The 17,987-nt window shown below is 61.5% G+C and carries 17 protein-coding genes; 9 read left to right on the top strand and 8 right to left on the bottom strand.

Translation table 11 applies throughout. The features are described 5' to 3' along the window. Nucleotides 1-8: 8 nt before the first annotated feature. Nucleotides 9-626 (bottom strand): TetR family transcriptional regulator C-terminal domain-containing protein, encoded by a 618-nt coding sequence (locus ACP2AV_RS14850; protein ID WP_426373564.1) that lies wholly within the window; start codon nt 624-626, stop codon nt 9-11. 191 nt (nt 627-817) lie between these two features. Here ACP2AV_RS14850 and ACP2AV_RS14845 point away from each other — a divergent pair, with 191 nt between their 5' ends. The 8 genes from ACP2AV_RS14845 to ACP2AV_RS14810 all read left to right on the top strand — a co-directional run bounded on the left by ACP2AV_RS14845 (nt 818) and on the right by ACP2AV_RS14810 (nt 9,095). Beyond that, the gene (locus ACP2AV_RS14845) at nt 818-2,143 is read left to right on the top strand and encodes an aspartate aminotransferase family protein (RefSeq protein ID WP_426373563.1); all 1,326 of its coding nucleotides are present in this window, start codon (nt 818-820) and stop codon (nt 2,141-2,143) included. Nucleotides 2,144-2,193: 50 nt separating this feature from the next. Beyond that, nucleotides 2,194-3,444 carry a Zn-dependent hydrolase gene (locus ACP2AV_RS14840; protein ID WP_426373562.1) on the top strand — a complete coding sequence of 417 codons (1,251 nt, stop codon included), beginning with the start codon at nt 2,194-2,196 and terminating at the stop codon, nt 3,442-3,444. Nucleotides 3,445-3,570: 126 nt separating this feature from the next. Continuing rightward, complete coding sequence (gene hydA / locus ACP2AV_RS14835) at nt 3,571-5,022, top strand: dihydropyrimidinase (protein ID WP_426373561.1); 1,452 nt, start codon at nt 3,571-3,573, stop codon at nt 5,020-5,022. Then, nucleotides 5,023-5,439: a VOC family protein gene (locus tag ACP2AV_RS14830; RefSeq protein ID WP_426373560.1), complete on the top strand. Its 417-nt coding sequence runs from the start codon at nt 5,023-5,025 to the stop codon at nt 5,437-5,439. Beyond that, nucleotides 5,436-6,212, top strand: a complete 777-nt coding sequence (locus tag ACP2AV_RS14825) for an ABC transporter ATP-binding protein (RefSeq protein ID WP_426373559.1) — start codon at nt 5,436-5,438, stop codon at nt 6,210-6,212. Before ACP2AV_RS14830 ends, ACP2AV_RS14825 begins: the two co-directional genes overlap by 4 nt. Before the next feature lie 163 nt (nt 6,213-6,375). Next, on the top strand, nt 6,376-7,242 hold the full coding sequence (locus ACP2AV_RS14820) for an ABC transporter permease (RefSeq protein ID WP_426373558.1): 867 nt from the start codon (nt 6,376-6,378) through the stop codon (nt 7,240-7,242). Then, a complete protein-coding gene (locus ACP2AV_RS14815) occupies nt 7,239-8,084 on the top strand; it encodes an ABC transporter permease (RefSeq protein ID WP_426373557.1) in 846 nt (281 codons plus the stop codon). The genes ACP2AV_RS14820 and ACP2AV_RS14815 overlap by 4 nt, the downstream gene beginning before the upstream one ends. Nucleotides 8,085-8,111: 27 nt before the next feature. Next, nucleotides 8,112-9,095 carry an ABC transporter substrate-binding protein gene (locus ACP2AV_RS14810; RefSeq protein WP_426373556.1) on the top strand — a complete coding sequence of 328 codons (984 nt, stop codon included), beginning with the start codon at nt 8,112-8,114 and terminating at the stop codon, nt 9,093-9,095. A 95-nt stretch (nt 9,096-9,190) separates the two neighbouring features. Here the strand turns inward: ACP2AV_RS14810 and ACP2AV_RS14805 are convergent, their stop codons facing one another. The 7 genes from ACP2AV_RS14805 to ACP2AV_RS14775 all read right to left on the bottom strand — a co-directional run bounded on the left by ACP2AV_RS14805 (nt 9,191) and on the right by ACP2AV_RS14775 (nt 17,512). Beyond that, the gene (locus ACP2AV_RS14805; protein ID WP_426373555.1) at nt 9,191-9,859 is read right to left on the bottom strand and encodes a PRC-barrel domain-containing protein; all 669 of its coding nucleotides are present in this window, start codon (nt 9,857-9,859) and stop codon (nt 9,191-9,193) included. Nucleotides 9,860-10,305: 446 nt separating this feature from the next. After that, nucleotides 10,306-12,264, bottom strand: coding sequence for an acetate--CoA ligase (gene acs, locus ACP2AV_RS14800; RefSeq protein WP_426373554.1), 1,959 nt, complete (start codon nt 12,262-12,264; stop codon nt 10,306-10,308). Nucleotides 12,265-12,294: 30 nt separating this feature from the next. After that, nucleotides 12,295-13,044, bottom strand: a complete 750-nt coding sequence (locus ACP2AV_RS14795; protein WP_426373553.1) for an ABC transporter ATP-binding protein — start codon at nt 13,042-13,044, stop codon at nt 12,295-12,297. Between the two features lie 11 nt (nt 13,045-13,055). Beyond that, complete coding sequence (locus tag ACP2AV_RS14790; protein WP_426373552.1) at nt 13,056-13,811, bottom strand: ABC transporter ATP-binding protein; 756 nt, start codon at nt 13,809-13,811, stop codon at nt 13,056-13,058. Between the two features lie 15 nt (nt 13,812-13,826). After that, nucleotides 13,827-15,023 (bottom strand): branched-chain amino acid ABC transporter permease, encoded by a 1,197-nt coding sequence (locus ACP2AV_RS14785; RefSeq protein WP_426373551.1) that lies wholly within the window; start codon nt 15,021-15,023, stop codon nt 13,827-13,829. A gap of 3 nt (nt 15,024-15,026) precedes the next feature. Next, the gene (locus tag ACP2AV_RS14780) at nt 15,027-16,058 is read right to left on the bottom strand and encodes a branched-chain amino acid ABC transporter permease (protein ID WP_426373550.1); all 1,032 of its coding nucleotides are present in this window, start codon (nt 16,056-16,058) and stop codon (nt 15,027-15,029) included. Between the two features lie 113 nt (nt 16,059-16,171). Beyond that, entirely contained in the window at nt 16,172-17,512 is a 1,341-nt protein-coding gene (locus ACP2AV_RS14775; RefSeq protein ID WP_426373549.1) for a substrate-binding protein, read from the bottom strand. Nucleotides 17,513-17,738: 226 nt separating this feature from the next. On the opposite strand from ACP2AV_RS14775, the gene ACP2AV_RS14770 reads away from it, so the two are divergent. Continuing rightward, nucleotides 17,739-17,987 (top strand): helix-turn-helix domain-containing protein (locus ACP2AV_RS14770; protein ID WP_426373548.1); only part of this gene is annotated, 249 nt, incomplete at its 3' end.

Raw genomic sequence — 17,987 nt, 5'->3', positions numbered from 1 at the left:
ACGCCGGGTCAAACGACGGTCAGCAGGCGTCGGAACATCAAATCGAGATGGGCGCGCGCCTGTTCGAAATGCGAATCGCCCTTGGGCCGCAGGATACCCCGCACCTGAACGTCGAAATCGGCATAGTGCTGCGTGGTTGCCCAGATCGAAAAAATCAGATGATAGGGATCGACGGGCGCCAGGTGGCCGTTGCGCACCCATTGCGCGATGACGGCGGCTTTTTCGTCGACCAGCGTTTTCAGATCGCCCTGGATCGTGTCCAGCATGCGCGGTGCGCCTTGCACGATTTCGTTCGCGAACAGGCGGCTTTCGCGTGGATAATCGCGCGCCATGTCCAGTTTGCGCAGGACATAGCCCATGATCTCTTCGACCGGGTCGCCATTCGGGTCCAGATCGCGCAACGGGTCCAGCCATGTGTCCAGCAGCCCGGACAGCAGCGCCACGTGAATCGCTTCTTTCGAGGGGAAGTAATAGAGCAGATTTGGCTTGGACAGCCCCGCTTCACCAGCGATCTGGTCAAGCGTGGCCCCCCGAAACCCGTTGTCTGAAAACACGACCAACGCGGCCTTCAAAATTGCGTCGGTATTTTTTTGCTGAATGCGCGTCTTGGGCCGAACTGTGGCCATCGGGTATTCCTTCTTGCGGGCAGACTGGGCATCTGCCTAAAAATGCATCATACAATATGCGTTGGGGCTTATGTTAGCCATGGACGTACAGGGTGCCAAGTGGTTGGCTTGACTGGCCCGGTTCCTCTGGTAGCGTCTTGTTGACCGTTTGGTCAAACCTGAACCTGGCGTCGCAGAAAAAGGAGCCTCCGATGGCGCTCGACCGCAAGTCTGTTCCCAATGATCTGTCAGCCTTTTGGATGCCCTTTACGGCGAACCGGCAGTTCAAGAAAAACCCGCGCATGTTCGTGTCCGCCAAGGATATGCATTACACCACAGCGGACGGCCGGCAGGTTCTGGACGGCACGGCGGGGTTGTGGTGTTGCAACGCAGGTCACGCACGACCCCGGATTACCGAAGCGATCCAGACCCAGGCCGCGGAACTGGATTATGCACCAGCCTTTCAAATGGGTCATCCTTTGGCGTTCGAACTGGCCAACCGCCTGACCGATATGGCGCCTGACCCGTTCAAACACGCCTTTTTCACCAATTCTGGCAGCGAATCCGTCGATACGGCGCTGAAGATCGCCATCGCTTATCAGCGCGCAAAAGGCGAGGGCACGCGCACGCGGCTGATCGGGCGCGAACGTGGCTATCACGGCGTGGGCTTCGGCGGCATTTCGGTGGGCGGGATCGTCAACAACCGCCGCTACTTCGGAACGATGCTGACCGGGGTCGATCACTTGCCGCACACGCATCTGCCCGAAAACGCCTGGACACGGGGCCAGCCCGCGCATGGCGCCTATCTGGCCGATGATCTGGAGCGCATTGTCGCCCTGCACGGCGCCGAAACCATCGCCGCCTGTATCGTCGAGCCGATGGCCGGTTCAACCGGTGTTCTCATGCCGCCCAAAGGCTATCTGGAAAAGCTGCGCGAGATCTGTACGCGCCATGGTATCTTGCTGATTTTCGACGAGGTGATTACCGGCTTCGGGCGGCTGGGCAGCAGCTTTGCCGCTGAACATTTCGCCGTCATGCCCGATATGATAACGACCGCCAAGGGCCTGACCAACGGGGTGATCCCGATGGGGGCGGTGCTGACCACGGCCGACATTCATGACGCTTTCATGCAAGGCCCGGAAAGCGCGATCGAACTGTTCCACGGCTATACCTATTCGGGCAACCCGATTGCCAGTGCCGCCGCGATTGCAACGCTGGAAACCTATCGCGAGGAAGCGCTGTTCGAACGCGCCGCAGACATCGCCCCTTATTGGGAAGACGCGCTGCATTCGCTGAAGGGGACGCGCAACGTCATCGACATTCGCAACATGGGCCTGATCGGCGCGATTGAGCTTGACCCGATCGCAGGCCAGCCGACGGCGCGCGCTTTCGATGCGTTCCTCAAGGCCTATGACAAGGGCATCCTGATCCGCACCACCGGCGACATCATCGCCATGTCGCCGCCGCTGATCATCGAAAAATCGCATATCGACACGCTGATCGGCACGTTGAAAGATGTGCTGGACAGCCTGGCATAACTCCAAGGGCCGTGGCCCCCGGGGCGGCGGCCAGACGAAAGGACAAACACATGACCGCACCGGCAGAAAACCTGAAAATCAACAAGGACCGTCTGTGGGACAGCATCATGGAGATGGCCAAGATCGGCCCCGGCGTGGCAGGCGGCAACAACCGGCAGACGCTGACCGATGACGATGCCCAAGGTCGCAAACTGTTCCAGACCTGGTGCGAGGCGGCCGGCATGAGCATGGGCGTCGACACGATGGGCAACATGTTTGCCACCCGCCCGGGCCAGGACCCCGACGCACTGCCGGTCTACATAGGATCGCATCTGGACACCCAACCGACCGGGGGCAAATACGACGGCGTGCTGGGTGTGCTGGGGGCGCTGGAAGCGGTGCGCACGATGAACGATCTGGACATCAAGACCAAACATCCCATCGTCGTGACCAACTGGACCAACGAAGAAGGCACCCGGTTCGCCCCGGCGATGCTGGCGTCGGGCGTCTTCGCGGGCCAACACACGCAGGACTGGGCCTATGTTCGGGTGGACGCAGAGGGCAAGAAATTCGGCGATGAGTTGAAGCGCATCGGCTGGATGGGCGACGAAGAGGTCGGCGCGCGCAAGATGCACGCCATGTTCGAATTGCATATCGAGCAGGGCCCGATCCTGGAGGCCGAGGGCAAGGATATCGGCGTTGTCACCCACGGGCAGGGGCTGCGCTGGATCGAATGCACGGTGACGGGCAAAGACAGCCATACCGGCAGCACGCCCATGGCGATGCGCAAGAACGCGGGGCGCGGATTGGCGCTGCTCACCGAACTGGTGCACGAAATCGCGATGAAAAACCAACCCGGCGCGGTGGGCGCCATCGGCCATATCGATGTCTATCCCAATTCGCGCAACGTGATCCCCGGAAAGGTCGTCTTTACGGTCGATTTTCGCTCGCACCTGCCTGAGGTTCTGCACGGGATGGAGACCGAATTCTACGCCCGCGCGCCCAAGATCTGCGAAGACATCGGGGTGGGGTTCGACAGCTTTGTGTCGGGCCAGTTCGAGCCGCCCGCTTTTGACGAAGGCTGCGTGAAAGCCGTGCGCGATGCCGCTGAAAACCTTGGATATTCCCACATGGATATCATATCCGGCGCGGGCCATGATGCCTGCTGGATCAACAACGTCGCCCCCACGGCGATGATCATGTGCCCCTGTGTGGATGGGCTGTCGCATAACGAGGCCGAAGAGATCAGCCCCGAATGGGCGGCGGCGGGCACAGACGTGTTGCTGCACGCGGTGCTTGAAACAGCCGAGGTGGTAGAGTGACAGCGTCAGACGGCTCTGCGCGCGCCATGTGCGATGGGGTTGGCCGCAGGCGCACGCCAAAGTACTTATGACAAGAAATAGGGCCCGGCGCGCCAAGCGCTTTGCCGACCGAGAAGGAGAATTCAGATGAGCACGGTTATCAAGGGTGGCACCATCGTCACGGCGGACCTGACCTATGACGCGGATGTGAAGATCGAAGGCGGCAAGATCGTCGAAATCGGGCCAGATCTGACCGGGGACGACGTGCTGGACGCGGCAGGCTGTTACGTGATGCCCGGCGGGATCGACCCGCACACGCACCTGGAAATGCCGTTCATGGGCACCTATTCCAGCGACGATTTCAACAGCGGCACGCGGGCTGCTCTGGCGGGCGGCACCACGATGGTGGTCGATTTCGCGCTGCCAGATCCGGGCCAATCGCTGCTGGACGCCTTGAAAACATGGGACAATAAATCGGCCCAGGCGCATTGCGACTACAGTTTCCACATGGCGGTCACCTGGTGGGATGAACAGGTGTTCGATGAAATGAAGACCGTGACCGAACGCGGCATCAACACCTTCAAGCACTTCATGGCCTACAAGGGGTCACTGATGGTGAATGACGATGAACTCTTCGCCAGCTTCAAACGCTGCGCCGAGCTGGGCGCGACCCCGCTGGTCCATGCCGAGAATGGCGATGTGGTTGCCGAGCTGACAGCCAGGTTGCTGGCCGAGGGGAACAACGGCCCCGAGGGCCACGCCTATTCGCGCCCCCCTCAAGTGGAAGGCGAGGCGACGAACCGCGCCATCATGATCGCCGATATGGCAGGCGCGCCGCTCTATGTAGTGCACACGTCATGCGAGGAAAGCCACGAGGCGATCCGGCGTGCCAAGATGCAGGGCAAGCGCGTTTGGGGCGAGCCCTTGGTGCAGCATCTGGTGCTGGATGAGAGCGAATATTTCCACCCGGACTGGGATCATGCCGCCCGCCGGGTGATGAGCCCGCCGTTCCGCAACAAGCAGCATCAGGACAGCCTGTGGGCCGGTCTGGCCAGCGGGTCGCTGTCTTGTGTCGCTACGGACCACTGCGCCTTTACGACCGATCAAAAGCGCTATGGCGTGGGTGATTTTTCCAAGATCCCGAACGGCACCGGGGGGCTGGAAGACCGGCTGCCAGTGCTGTGGACCTACGGGGTCAACACCGGGCGCCTGACACCGAACGAATTCGTAGCGGTAACATCAACAAACATCGCCAAGATATTGAATTGTTACCCTAAAAAAGGCGCTGTTCTTGTCGGGTCCGACGCCGACCTGGTGGTCTGGGATCCCGAGAAATCCAAAACCATCAGTGCCGATACACAGGTCAGCGCGATCGATTACAGCGTGTTCGAAGGGGTGCAGGTCAAGGGCCTGCCGCGCTACGTGCTGAGCCGCGGGATGGTGGCCGTGAACGACGGTGACCTGACCAGCCGCGAAGGGCACGGCGAATTTGTCGCGCGCGATCCCAATGGCACGGTCAACACCGCACTGAGCCAATGGAAAGAGCTGACCGCGCCGCGCCCGGTCGAGCGGACGGGCATCCCGGCGACGGGGGTGTAAGTGCCTGATCTGACCGGCATTCTTGAAGCGGCCGTCTATGTCGACGATCTGGACAAGGCCGAATCCTTCTATGGCGGCGTGCTGGGGTTGGAGCGGATCACGCGCGCCGACGGGCGCCATGTGTTCTATCGGTGCGGCGCTGGGACGGTGTTGGTTTTCGTGGCCGAGCAATCGGCCAAACCGCCGGCCAGCGGCGCCTTGCCGGTGCCCCCACATGGCGCCGTCGGCCCGGGCCACATGGCGCTGGCGGCCGATGAATCGGCGCTGAATGATTGGCGAAAACATTTTGAAGACAATGGGATAGACGTCGAAGCTGATTTTAGATGGCCGCATGGGAAACGGTCGATCTATGTCCGTGACCCCGCGGGCAATTCGATCGAGATCGCGGATCGCCACCTTTGGGACAAACAAACATGAAGAAACCTGTGATCGAGGCAAAAGATCTCGACCTGACATTCCAGACGAACGACGGGCCGATCCATGCGCTGAGCGGCGTGAACCTGGAAATCGGCAAAGGCGAATTCGTCAGTTTCATCGGCCCGTCGGGCTGCGGCAAGACGACGTTTTTGCGCTGTATCGCGGGGCTGGAACACCCCACCGGCGGGACGCTGAGCGTCAATGGCCTCAGCCCGGACGACGCCCGCAAGGCGCGCAGCTATGGCTATGTCTTTCAGGCGGCGGGGCTGTACCCGTGGCGCACCATCGCCGGCAACATAAAACTGCCCTTGGAGATCATGGGTTTCCCCAAGGCCGAGCAGGACGCGCGCGTCGAAAAAGTGTTGGATCTGGTGGACTTGGCCGGTTTTGGCAAGAAATTCCCCTGGCAGCTTTCGGGGGGCATGCAGCAACGCGCATCCATCGCGCGGGCGCTGTCGTTCGATGCCGATATCCTGCTGATGGACGAACCCTTTGGCGCGCTGGACGAGATCGTGCGCGACCACTTGAACGAGCAGCTTTTGCAGCTCTGGGCGCGGACGGAAAAGACCATCGCCTTTGTCACGCATTCGATCCCCGAGGCGGTTTTCCTGAGCACGAAAATCGTCGTCATGTCGCCCCGTCCGGGCCGGATCACCGATGTGATCGACAGCCCGCTGCCGCGTGACCGCCCGCTGGATATCCGCGACACGCCCGAGTTCATTTCCATCGCCCACCGCGTGCGCGAGGGGCTGAAAGCGGGGCACGAGGCATGAGCGCGTCTGTTCGCGAAAACCGGTGTCGGCGCAGCGTCGGCAACGCGTCTGCAACCGGTCGGCGGCGCGTCGGCCCCCCGTCTGGCACACTGTCTGGCAAAACGTCGGTCAAAATGTCTGGCACAATGTCGGGCACAGCGACCGTTGCGCACGGGGGCCGGGCATGACGCGTTTCGCCCCGATCCTCAGCGTTCTGGCCGTCTTGCTGGCGGTCTGGTACGGCGCGTCGATCTGGCTGAATTCCACATGGACGCTTGACCAGGCCGAGCGGGCGGGCACGACCCCTACCGTGACCCAGATCATCGCCGACACGATGGCGCAGGACCGCCCGCTGTTGCCGCCGCCGCACCAGGTCGCGGCCGAACTGTGGGAGGTGACGGCGCAAAAGAAAGTCACCTCGAAACGCTCGCTGATCTACCACGGCGCGATCACGCTGAAGGCGACGATGGCCGGCTTTGCGCTGGGCATCGTGCTGGGCGTCGGGCTGGCCGTGGCTATCGTGATGAGCCCGGCGATGAACCTGACGGTGATGCCCTGGGCGATCATCAGCCAGACCATTCCGGTGGTGGCGCTGGCCCCGATGATCGTGGTGCTGTCCAATTCGATGGGGATCGAGGATCGGCTGGTGCCCAAGGCCATCATATCGGCCTATCTCAGCTTTTTCCCGGTGCTGGTGAGCATGGTCAAGGGGCTGCGCAGCCCCGGCGCGATGCAGTTGGACCTGCTGCGCACCTATGGGGCGAGCAAGGCGCAGACCTTCTGGAAACTGCGTATGCCGGCATCCTTGCCGTATTTCTTTGCGTCGCTGAAAATCGCCGTGGCCGCGTCGCTGGTCGGGGCCATCGTGGGTGAACTGCCGACGGGCGCCACCCAAGGGCTGGGCGCGCGGATGCTGATCGGCAGCCAGTTCGGCGAACCGATGATCATGTGGACGGCGCTGTTTGCCGCGTCGATCCTGGCGGCGGGGCTGATCTGGGCCGTCGGTTTGATCGAAGCGGGGCTGCGCCGCCGGCTTGGGGGTGTGGCATGACGCTGATCTTTGCAATCGGGTTTTGGCTGATATCCTGGGGGCTGGTGGTGTGGGCCGCGCGCACCTATGGCCAGCCGCGTTGGCTGCGGATCTTTGCGCCGGTCCTGTTCGGGATCACCGTTCTGGTCCTGTGGGAGGGCGTGACGCGCGGGCTGGGCATCAGCCCGGTGATCTTGCCGCCGCCAAGCGCGATCTGGGCCGCGATCATCGCCAACCTGCCGACGCTGTGGATCGATTTCGTCCAAACGGTGCTGAAAGGGGCCGTGTCGGGGTTCGTTCTGGGCTGCGCGGCGGGCGTTGCCGCGGCGCTGGTGATCGACCGGCTGCCGTTCCTGCGCCAAGGCTTTTTGCCGGTGGCCAACTTTCTGGCCGCCATGCCCATCGTCGGCGTGGCCCCGATCATGGTGATGTGGTTCGGGTTCGACTGGCAGTCCAAGGCGGCGGTGGTCGTGGTGATGGTGTTTTTCCCGATGCTGGTCAACACGCTGGCGGGTCTGGGCGAAACCGACCGGATGCAGCGCGACCTGATGGCGACCTATAGTGCCACGCACGCCCAGACCCTGACCAAACTGCGCTTGCCCGCCGCGATGCCCTTTGTTTTCAACGGGCTGAAAATTGCGGCAACGCTGGCGCTTATCGGGGCAATCGTGGCGGAATATTTCGGCTCGCCCACGCGGGGGATGGGCTTTCGCATTTCGACCGAGGTCGGTCGGCTCAAGATCGATATGGTCTGGGCGGAAATCGCCGTTGCGGCGCTGTCGGGCTCGATGCTCTATGGGGTGATCGCGGTGATTGAGAAATGGGTGACCTTCTGGCACCCATCACAACGGGGAGCGCGGTAAGCGCAAAATAAACGAGAGGTCTTACCCATGAAAAAACTGATTTCACTTGCGGCAGCGGGTGGTTTTGCCGCCAGCGGTGCCTTGGCCGCCGACGATGTGACGTTGCAGCTGAAATGGGTCACGCAGGCCCAGTTCGGGGGCTATTACGTGGCGCTGGAAAAAGGGTTCTACGAAGACGAGGATCTGAACGTGACCATCAAGCCGGGCGGGCCAGACATCGCGCCGGTGCAGGTGCTGCTGGGCGGCGGGGCCGACGTGATGGTTGACTGGATGCCATCGGCGCTGGCCGCGCGCGAAAACGGCGCGCCGGTGGTCAACATCGCCCAGCCGTACAAAGCGTCGGGCATGATGCTGACCTGCCTGAAGGACAGCGGTGTCACCGGTCCGGACGATTTCAAGGGCCGCACGCTGGGCGTCTGGTTCTTTGGCAATGAATACCCGTTCCTCAGCTGGATGAGCCAGCTGAACATCCCGACCGAGGGCGGCGATGACGGCGTAGAAGTGCTGAAACAGGGCTTTAACGTCGATCCGCTGCTGCAAAAGCAGGCCGATTGCATCTCCACCATGACCTATAATGAATACTGGCAGGTCATTGACGCGGGCATCGCCGAAGATGAACTGGTCACGTTCAAGTACGAAGATCAGGGCGTCGCCACCCTGGAAGACGGGCTGTATGTGCTGGAAGAAAACCTGGAAGATCCCGAATTCCGGGATGAAATGGTCCGCTTTGTCAAAGCGTCGATGAAGGGTTGGAAATACGCCGAGGAAAACCCCGACGAGGCCGCGCAAATCGTTCTGGAATATGACGAGACCGGCGCGCAGACCGAAAAGCACCAGAAACGCATGATGCGCGAGGTCGCCAAGCTGACCGCCGGATCGAACGGCGCCCTGGATGTGGCCGATTATGAGCGCACCGTGAATTCGCTGCTGTCGGGTGGATCGGACCCGGTGATCACCAAGGTGCCCGAAGGCGCCTACACGCTGGACATCACTGACGCTGCATTCAAGTAAGCGCACCAAACTATCGAAAACAAACGAAAAAGGGCCGCCCGTCGGGGCGGCCCTTGGCCTTTGGAAAGCCATGTTCAGGCGTTTGGAAAACGCGCTTACATGTCGTCGTACAGCTTGGCTTCTGCCTCAAGCTCGGTCGCCATTTCGGCGTCAAACTCGGGCATCGTTTCCAGTTCTTCTTCGGTGTAGCCGACCAGTTGCAGCGTGTCGTCGTCGAGCACGTTGATCTTGTCCAGCCCGATGGCAACGTCATGTTCGCCAAGGCCAAGGAACCCGCCCACGCCGACAACGGCCACGACTTCACCGTTCATGTCGACGACGGCATCGATTTCGCCCACATCATTGCCTTGATCGGACAGCACGTTCTTGCCGACCAGATCGGCCACGGTGTAGCCGGCAAACGCGGCTTTGGTGTCGGTGTCCATCGTGGAGTCATTCGCCAGATCGGTGCCGATTTCGTCAACTTCCTGGTCGACTTCGTTGGCGGCGCCTTCAATGGCCTGGCCGGTTTGATCCATCGCTTCGGCGGTTTCGGCTTTTACGTTTTCAGCCGCGTCTTCGGTGGCTTGCATGGCGTCGCCCGCAGCGTCTGCAGTGGCGTCGCCGGCGTCTTTGATATTTTCGCCGGCGGCATCCAAGGACGTTTCGACGTCTGTTTCGACCTGGTCTGTTTCCAGCTGGGCTTGCGATTGGGCGATGGCGGGGACGGTCAGCAGGGCAATCGCTGCAACGCCGGACATAAGGCTCTTGGTCAGGGTGTTCATCTTGTATCTCCTGTTTTGTGGTCTGTGCCGAAGCACCTACTGACAGAACAAGAATTGGCGGGCGCATTGGTTCCAAAAATTTTTTCGCCACGCAAAAATTTTGTGAAATCGAATGATACCAATGGCTTGGGATAGGCGCAGTCTTGCCGGTGCGGGCCGGGGCAAAACCCGCCGGGCCTGTGGCGGGCGGGTTGATCGGGGGAAAACGGGGGAACCGGGGGCCGCGCCTGAGGCAACGGACCTGAGGCAAAGGACAGGTGGCGCCGCGCCGTCAAAGGGCCGCCGGTCGCGCCAGGCTGCCACGGCCCCGAATTTGCTGGCCCGGATGGCCCGGGCTGTCGGCGGGGGTCGGGCAGCTGCGATCGCGCGCGCTGCAACTGAAAACGCCGCGCCCGTGGGTCGGGCGCGGCGCAAAGGTCGCCTGTGGCGGGCGGATGGGCCCCGGATCAGTCGCGGTTCACGCGGTTTTCGATCAGGTCATCCACCACCGCCGGTTCGGCCAGGGTGGACGTGTCGCCAAGCGCGCCATAGTCGTTTTCGGCGATCTTGCGCAGGATGCGGCGCATGATCTTGCCCGAGCGCGTCTTGGGCAGGCCCGGCGCCCACTGGATCACGTCGGGTTTGGCGATGGGGCCGATTTCGGTGCGCACCCAGGTTTCCAGCTCTTTGCGCAGCTCGTCGCTGGGCTCGATCCCGTTCATCAGGGTGACATAGGCATAGATGCCCTGTCCCTTGATGTCATGCGGATAGCCGACCACCGCAGCTTCGGCCACCTTGGCGTGGGCGACCAGCGCGCTTTCCACTTCGGCCGTGCCCATGCGGTGGCCCGAGACGTTGATCACGTCATCGACGCGCCCGGTGATCCAGTAATAGCCATCGGCGTCGCGCCGGCACCCGTCGCCCGCGAAATAGTAGCCTTTGTAGTCGCTGAAGTAGGTCTTTTCGAACCGGTCATGATCGCCGTAGACCGTGCGCATCTGGCCGGGCCAGCTGTCGGCCAGCACCAGAACGCCTTCGCATTTGGTGTCCTTGATCTCTTCGCCGGTTTGCGGATCCAGCACCTTGGGCAGCACGCCAAAGAAGGGCACGGTGGCCGATCCGGGTTTGGTCGCGATGGCGCCGGGCAGGGGGGTCAGCATGTGCCCGCCGGTTTCGGTCTGCCACCAGGTGTCGACGATGGGGCATTTGCCCTTGCCCACGACATCATTGTACCAGTTCCACGCTTCGGGGTTGATCGGTTCGCCCACGGTGCCCAGCAGTTTCAGATCGCTGAGATCGTATTTTTCCACCCACTCGTTGCCCTGGCCCATCAGGGCGCGGATCGCGGTGGGGGCGGTGTAGAACTGGTTGACCTTGTGCTTTTCGCACACGGCCCAGAACCGGCCCGCATCGGGATAGGTGGGCACGCCTTCGAACATGATGGTGGTGGCGCCATTGGCCAGCGGGCCATAGACGATATAGCTGTGGCCCGTCACCCAGCCCACGTCGGCGCTGCACCAGAACACATCGCCATCGTGATAATCGAACGTGTACTGGTGCGTCATCGCCGCATAGACCAGATAACCGCCCGAACTGTGCACCACGCCCTTGGGCTGGCCGGTGGACCCCGAGGTATAGAGAATGAACAGCGGGTCTTCGGCGTTCATTTCGGCCGGGGCGCAATAGTCGTCTGCTTCCAGCATCATTTCGTTATAGTCGTAATCGCGCCCGTCGATCCATGTGGTCTGCCCGCCGGTGCGTTTGACCACCAGGCATTTCACCGTGTCCTTGCAGTGCAGCAGGGCCGCATCGGTGTTGGATTTCAGCGCCGTCTTGCGCCCGCCGCGCGGGGCTTCGTCGGCGGTGATGACCACCTTGGCATCGCAGCCGTTGATCCGCGCGCCAAGCGCGTCGGGCGAAAACCCGGCGAACACGATGGAATGCACCGCGCCGATACGCGCGCAGGCCAGCATGGCATAGGCCGCTTCGGGGATCATCGGCAAATAGATCACCACGCGGTCGCCTTTGCGCACGCCCATGCTTTCCAGGATGTTGGCCATCCGGCAGGTGCGCCGGTGCAGTTCGGCGTAGGTGATGTGCTGGGCATCATCGTTGGGATCATCCGGTTCCCAGATGATCGCGGTCTGGTCGGCGCGCGTGGCCAGGTGGCGGTCGATACAGTTGGCCGCGACGTTCAGCGTCCCGTCTTCGAACCACTTGATGTTGACGTTGCCATGCTGAAACGAGGTATTCTTGACCTTGGTGAACGGCTTGATCCAGTCGATGCGCTTGCCATGTTCGCCCCAGAACGCCCCGGGGTCGTCGATCGAGGCCTTGTACATCTTCTCGTAGGTGGCCTTGTCGGCGTGCGCCTTGGCGGCGAAGTCTTTCGAGGGGGGAAAGATTTTGTCGGATTCGTCGAGCATTTTGCTCCTCCCGCTATGATGCGCCGGGCCTTAGATGGCCAGGTATTCGGCGCGTAGTTTTTCGTTTTCGAGCACTTCCTTGGCCGAGCCGTCGAAGACCACGGTGCCTGTGTCCAGGATCACGGCCCGGTCGGCCAGTTCCAGCGCCCGCACAGCGTTCTGTTCGACGATCACGGTGGTTATACCCTGCTCTTTGATGATGTTGAGCGTTTTTTCTATTTCATCCACGATGACGGGGGCCAGCCCCTCATAGGGTTCATCTAGCAAAAGCACCTTGATGTCACGCGCCAGCGCGCGCGCAATCGCCAGCATCTGCTGTTCGCCGCCCGACAGTGTCACGCCTTCTTGCTTGCGTCGTTCCTTCAGGCGCGGGAACAGATCGTAGATCCGGTCCAGCGACCAGCCGATGGGCGGGGCGATCTGGGCCAGTTGCAGGTTTTCTTCGACCGTCAGGCCGGGGATGATCCGCCGATCCTCGGGGACCAGCGAAATGCCGGCCGCCGATGCTTCATGCGCCCGTTTGTCATGCAGCGGCTGGTGATCCAGCCAGATTTCGCCCTTGGTGATGCGCGGATCGTCCAGCCGGGCGATGGCGCGCAGGGTCGATGTCTTGCCCGCCCCGTTACGCCCGAGAAGCGCCAGGATTTCACCTTCGTGGACGTTAAAGGTGACGCCCTGCACGATATAGCTTTCGCCGTAATAGGCGTGGATGTCCCAGACCGAAAAATAGACCGGCGCGGTTTCGGCGTTGTTGGCGTGTATGTTGAATGCTTCAGCCATGGTGTACCCTTTTAATGCGCTTCGCCCAGATAGGCTTCCCGTACTTTGGGATGCCCCTTGATGTTCTCGGGGGTGTCTTCGACCAGGGGCGTGCCCTGGGCCAGGACGGTGATGCGCTCGGCCAGAGAGAACACCACATGCATGTCATGTTCAATGATGGCCATGGTGATGTCGCGCTTTTGTTTGATTTCCTTGAGCAGGTCGATGGTGTTGTTGGTATCGGCCCGCGCCATGCCGGCCGTCGGTTCGTCCAGCAGCAGCAGCTTGGGTTGCTGGACAAGGCACATCGCCATTTCCAGCCGCCGCTTGTCGCCGCGTGACAGCGACGCGGCGTGCATGTGGCGCTTTTCCAGCATGCTGACATCCATCAGCATCTGCTCGGCCTGTTCGACCATGTCGCCTTCTGCCTCGACAGTGCCGATGGCATGCAGGCGGAAGGCACCGTCACGCTTGGCAAAGCAGGGGATCAGCACGTTTTCCATCACCGTCAGGTCACCGAAGATTTCCGGTGTCTGGAACACGCGCGAAATGCCCATCTGGTTGATTTCGTAGGGCTTGCGCCCCAGCACCGACTGCCCGTCGAACATGACCGATCCGGTGTCGGGGATCAGCTTGCCGACAAGGCAGTTGAGCAGGGTCGATTTGCCCGCCCCGTTGGGGCCGATGATCGCATGGACCGTGTTCTGCTGGACGCTGAGGTTCACATCGCCCAGGGCTTGCAGACCGCCGAACCGTTTGCCGACGCCTTTGACTTCGAGAATACCCATTTTCGACATCCTCCCTTATTCGGCCGCCGTGGGGGCGGTGTTTGCATCGACATTCTTGCCTTTGCGGCTGAAGGCTCGGCGCAGACGCTGGCCCCCTTCGATCAGCCCGCCGGGCAGGAAGATCACCACCAGCATGAACAGCAGGCCCATGGTCAGGTGCCAGCCCTTGCCGGTGAACTGGGAAATGACGGCGACCAGCGGATCTTCAAGCCCATCGGGCATCCATTCGAACCAGCCGTGCAGCACCGCCTTGTCGATCTTGGAAAAGATGTTTTCCAGATACCTGATGACGCCCGCGCCCAGCACCGGGCCCAGCAACGTGCCCGCGCCGCCAAGAATGGTCATGATGACCACCTCGCCCGATGCGGTCCACTGCATCCGTTCGGCCCCGGCCAGCGGATCCATCGACGCCAGCAGACCGCCGGCCAGCCCCGCGTACATCCCCGAAATCACGAATGCCGCAAGGGTGTAGGGGCGGGTGTTCAGCCCGGTATAGTTCATGCGTTGCTGGTTCGATTTGACCGCCCGCAGCATTAGCCCGAAGGGCGAACGAAAGATGCGCAGGGACAGGTAAAAGGCCACGATCGCCATTACCGCGCAGACATAATAGCCCACCGAAAAGGTGAACTGCCACGGGCCGACCGCGACGGTCTGGGCCGAATTCATCGCCACCCCGAACAGGTTGGTCACGGGCAGCGATCCGGCGTCACTGGCCCCGTCCAGGATGCGCGGATCGTCCAGCGCCAGCTGCAGCCCGGTTTCCCCGTTGGTCAGCGGCGTCAGCACCGAATAGGCCAGCGCAAAGGACATCTGCGCGAAGGCCAGCGTCAGGATCGAAAAGTAGATCCCCGCGCGGCGCAGCGAAATATAGCCGATCACCAGCGCGAACAGCCCCGACACCACCACCGCAAGGATCAGCGCGGGAATGATGTTCATGCTGAGCAGTTTGAACATCCAGACCGCCGCATAAGAGCCGATCCCCAGAAAGGTCGCATGGCCAAAGGACAGATAGCCGGTCAGCCCGAACAGGATGTTGAACCCGATGGCAAAGATGCCAAAGATCGCGATCCGCTGCATCAGGTCGGGGTAGCCCGCGTTGAACTGGGCCATCCCCGACGCCGCCGGAAAGGGTTGCAGGATGAACGGCGTGAACAGGGTCAACGCGATGACGATAAAAAGGAATTTGGTGTCTTTTGGATTGAGTCCGAGCATGTCTTATTCCTCCATCACGCCCTTGCGCCCCATCAGCCCGCGCGGACGGGTCAGCAGGATCAGAATGGCAACAAGGTAGATGATGATCTGGTCGATTCCGGGAACGAGATCCTTGATCCAGTTCATCGAGGCAAAGCTTTCCAGGATCCCCAGAAGAAATCCGGCCAGAACGGCGCCGGGCAGGCTGCCCATGCCGCCCACGACCACCACCACGAAGGACAGCACAAGGAAATCCATGCCCATATGGTAGTTGGGCGAATTGATCGGCGCGTACATCACGCCCGCCAATCCCGCCACGGCGGCGGCGATGCCGAACATGATGGTAAAGCGCTTGTCGATGTCGATGCCCAGCAGGCCGACGGTTTCGCGATCGGCCATCCCGGCGCGCACGACCATCCCGAAGGTGGTCAGCTGCAGGAAGGCGAACACACCGCCAATGACCAGCGCGGCGAAGACAAAGTAGACCAGGCGCCAGTAGGGGTAGATGATCGTGTTCGGATCGAACCCCAGCAGCACGCCGAAATCGAACGATCCGATGAACGCGTCGGGCGCGCCGGTCGGGATCGGGTTGGCGCCGTAGATGTGTTTGACGATCTCTTGCAGCACGATGGCCAGACCGAAGGTCACAAGGATCTGGTCGGCGTGGGGACGCTTGTAGAAATGCTTGATCAGCCCGCGCTCCATCACGTAGCCGACGATCAGCATCACGGGGATTGCAAAGATGATGGCAAGTGGGACCGACCAGTCGATGATGGCGGCGCCCATTTCAGGGCCGAACCAGCTTTCGACATAGGGCGTTTTTACCTTGGCCGGGTTGCCCAGAAAGTCGGTTTTGGTTGGATCCAGCGTGACTTTCGACAGGCTCAGGATTTTTTGCAGCGTCACCGCGCAAAACGCGCCGATCATGAACAATGCGCCATGCGCAAAGTTGACGACGCCCAACGTGCCGAAAATCAGCGTCAGCCCAAGCGCAATCAGCGCATAGGCCGAGCCTTTATCAAGCCCGTTGAGGATTTGAAGAAGGATCGCGTCCATGGTCCCCACTCGTTTGTTTTGAGTTAAGAATGCCGGTCAGGGCCGTCCCCTTGGGGCCCTGTCGCATTCGTAGCGGGCCGCGCGCAGGGGCGCGGCCCGTATGTTCGGGCTGATCAGCCGGCGTTACAGGTGCCCAGGTTCCCGCCCGCGAACATCGGGTGGTCCGGTTCGTAGGTGACCTGGTCGACCGGGGTGACTTCGACAACTTCGAGAAGGTCGAATTCATTGTCCGGGTTCTCTTTACCCTGCACGACCAGCACATCCTTGAAGCACTGGTGGTCTTCGGCGCGATACAGGGTCTTGCCGTTGCCCATCCCGTCGAATTCGAACCCTTCCAGGGCTTCGCCGACGGCGCAGGGGTTGAACGACCCCGCGCGTGTCACGGCATCGGCATAGAGCAGCGTCTGCACATAGCAGGTGTGCGCGGCCTGGCTGGGCGGGAAGCCGTATTTGGTCCCGAAGGATTTTACGAACGCTTTCGAACCTTCGTCCTGCAGCGACCAGTGCCAGGCGGTCGAGCCCAGGATGCCCTTGACGTTTTCGCCCGCACCGCGCGCCATCAGACGCGAATAGAGCGGCACGACGATTTCAAAGTTCTTGCCGTTGACCTGCTTGTTCTTCAGGCCGAACTGAACCGCGTTGGTCAGCGAATTGACCATGTTGCCGCCGTAGTGGTTCAGGATCAGGACGTCGGCGTCTGTTTGCAGAACCGGCGTGATATAGGACGAAAAGTCGGTCTGCGTCAGCGGCGTCTTGACCGTGTTGACGGTTTCCCAGCCCAGGGCCTCGGTTGCGGCCTTGATCGATTCTTCCTGCGTCCAGCCCCAGGTGTAGTCGGCGGTCAGGTGATAGGCCTTGCGGTCCTTGCCGTAGCGTGCGGCCAGCACGGGGGCCAGCGCAGCGCCCGACATGTAGGCGTTGAAGAAGTGGCGGAAACCGTTGGCCTTCTTGTCCTTGCCCGTGGTGTCGTTCGAGTGGGTCAGACCGGCCATGAAGATCACGCCAGCTTCCTGGCACAATCCCTGCACCGCAACCGCCACGCCCGAAGACGAGCCGCCGGTGATCATGATCGCGTTGTCTTTTTCGATCATCGACTTGGCCGATGCGCGGGCTGCGTCCGATTTGGTCTGGGTGTCACCGGTCACGAATTCGACCTTTTTGCCCAGAATGCCGGCCCCTTCCAGCGCGCTGGACGAAAAGGTGTTCAGCATGCCGCCGTCGCCGCCGCCGTTCAGGTGTTCGACCGCCAGCTGGTAGGCGCGCAGTTCGTCGGCGCCTTCGTCAGCGTAGGGTCCGGACTGGGGCACGTTGAAGCCCAGCGTTACCGACCCGCCGGTGGGTTCGTTGGTGAAGGCGTTGGCCCCCGACGTAAAGATGGTCGGCAGCGCGACACCCGCGCCTGCGATTGCCCCGGTCTTGAGAACGCCGCGACGCGTGAGATCAGATTTGGACATGAATATCCTCCCAATAGATTTGATCGCGCTGGGTGGCTCTCCCTTACCACGGCCCGGCGCGCCCCTTTTACAGGATGTGCTGGATCATGGGTCCGCTTTGAAAAATTCGCAACAAGTGCTTTTGTTGAAACGTTTATTCAGTTAATTTTTACACAGTAGAGCCGCGAATTTTGTAAATAAGTTTTCTTGCAGGTGCAGAAACGGCTTGGTTGCAAAGGAGAATCCCGTGCCGCGAAGAACCCATGTCGGATCGCGTCTGCGCGAGCGGCGCCAGATGTTGGCGCTCAAGCAATCCCAGCTGGCCAAACAGGTCGGCATATCGCCGGCCTACCTGAACCTGATCGAACACAACCGGCGCAGAATCGGCGGTAAACTGCTGGTTGATCTGTCCCGCGCGTTGGATGTCGATCCTTCGGTGCTGAGCCAGGGCGCCGAAGCGCGCCTGATCGACGCCCTGCGCGCCGCGGCCGGCGCG

This window comes from Aliiroseovarius sp. PTFE2010 (assembly GCF_049943335.1).
Classification (GTDB): Bacteria; Pseudomonadota; Alphaproteobacteria; order Rhodobacterales; family Rhodobacteraceae; genus JBNFVY01.
This window is presented reverse-complemented; position numbering and strand designations above follow the sequence as displayed.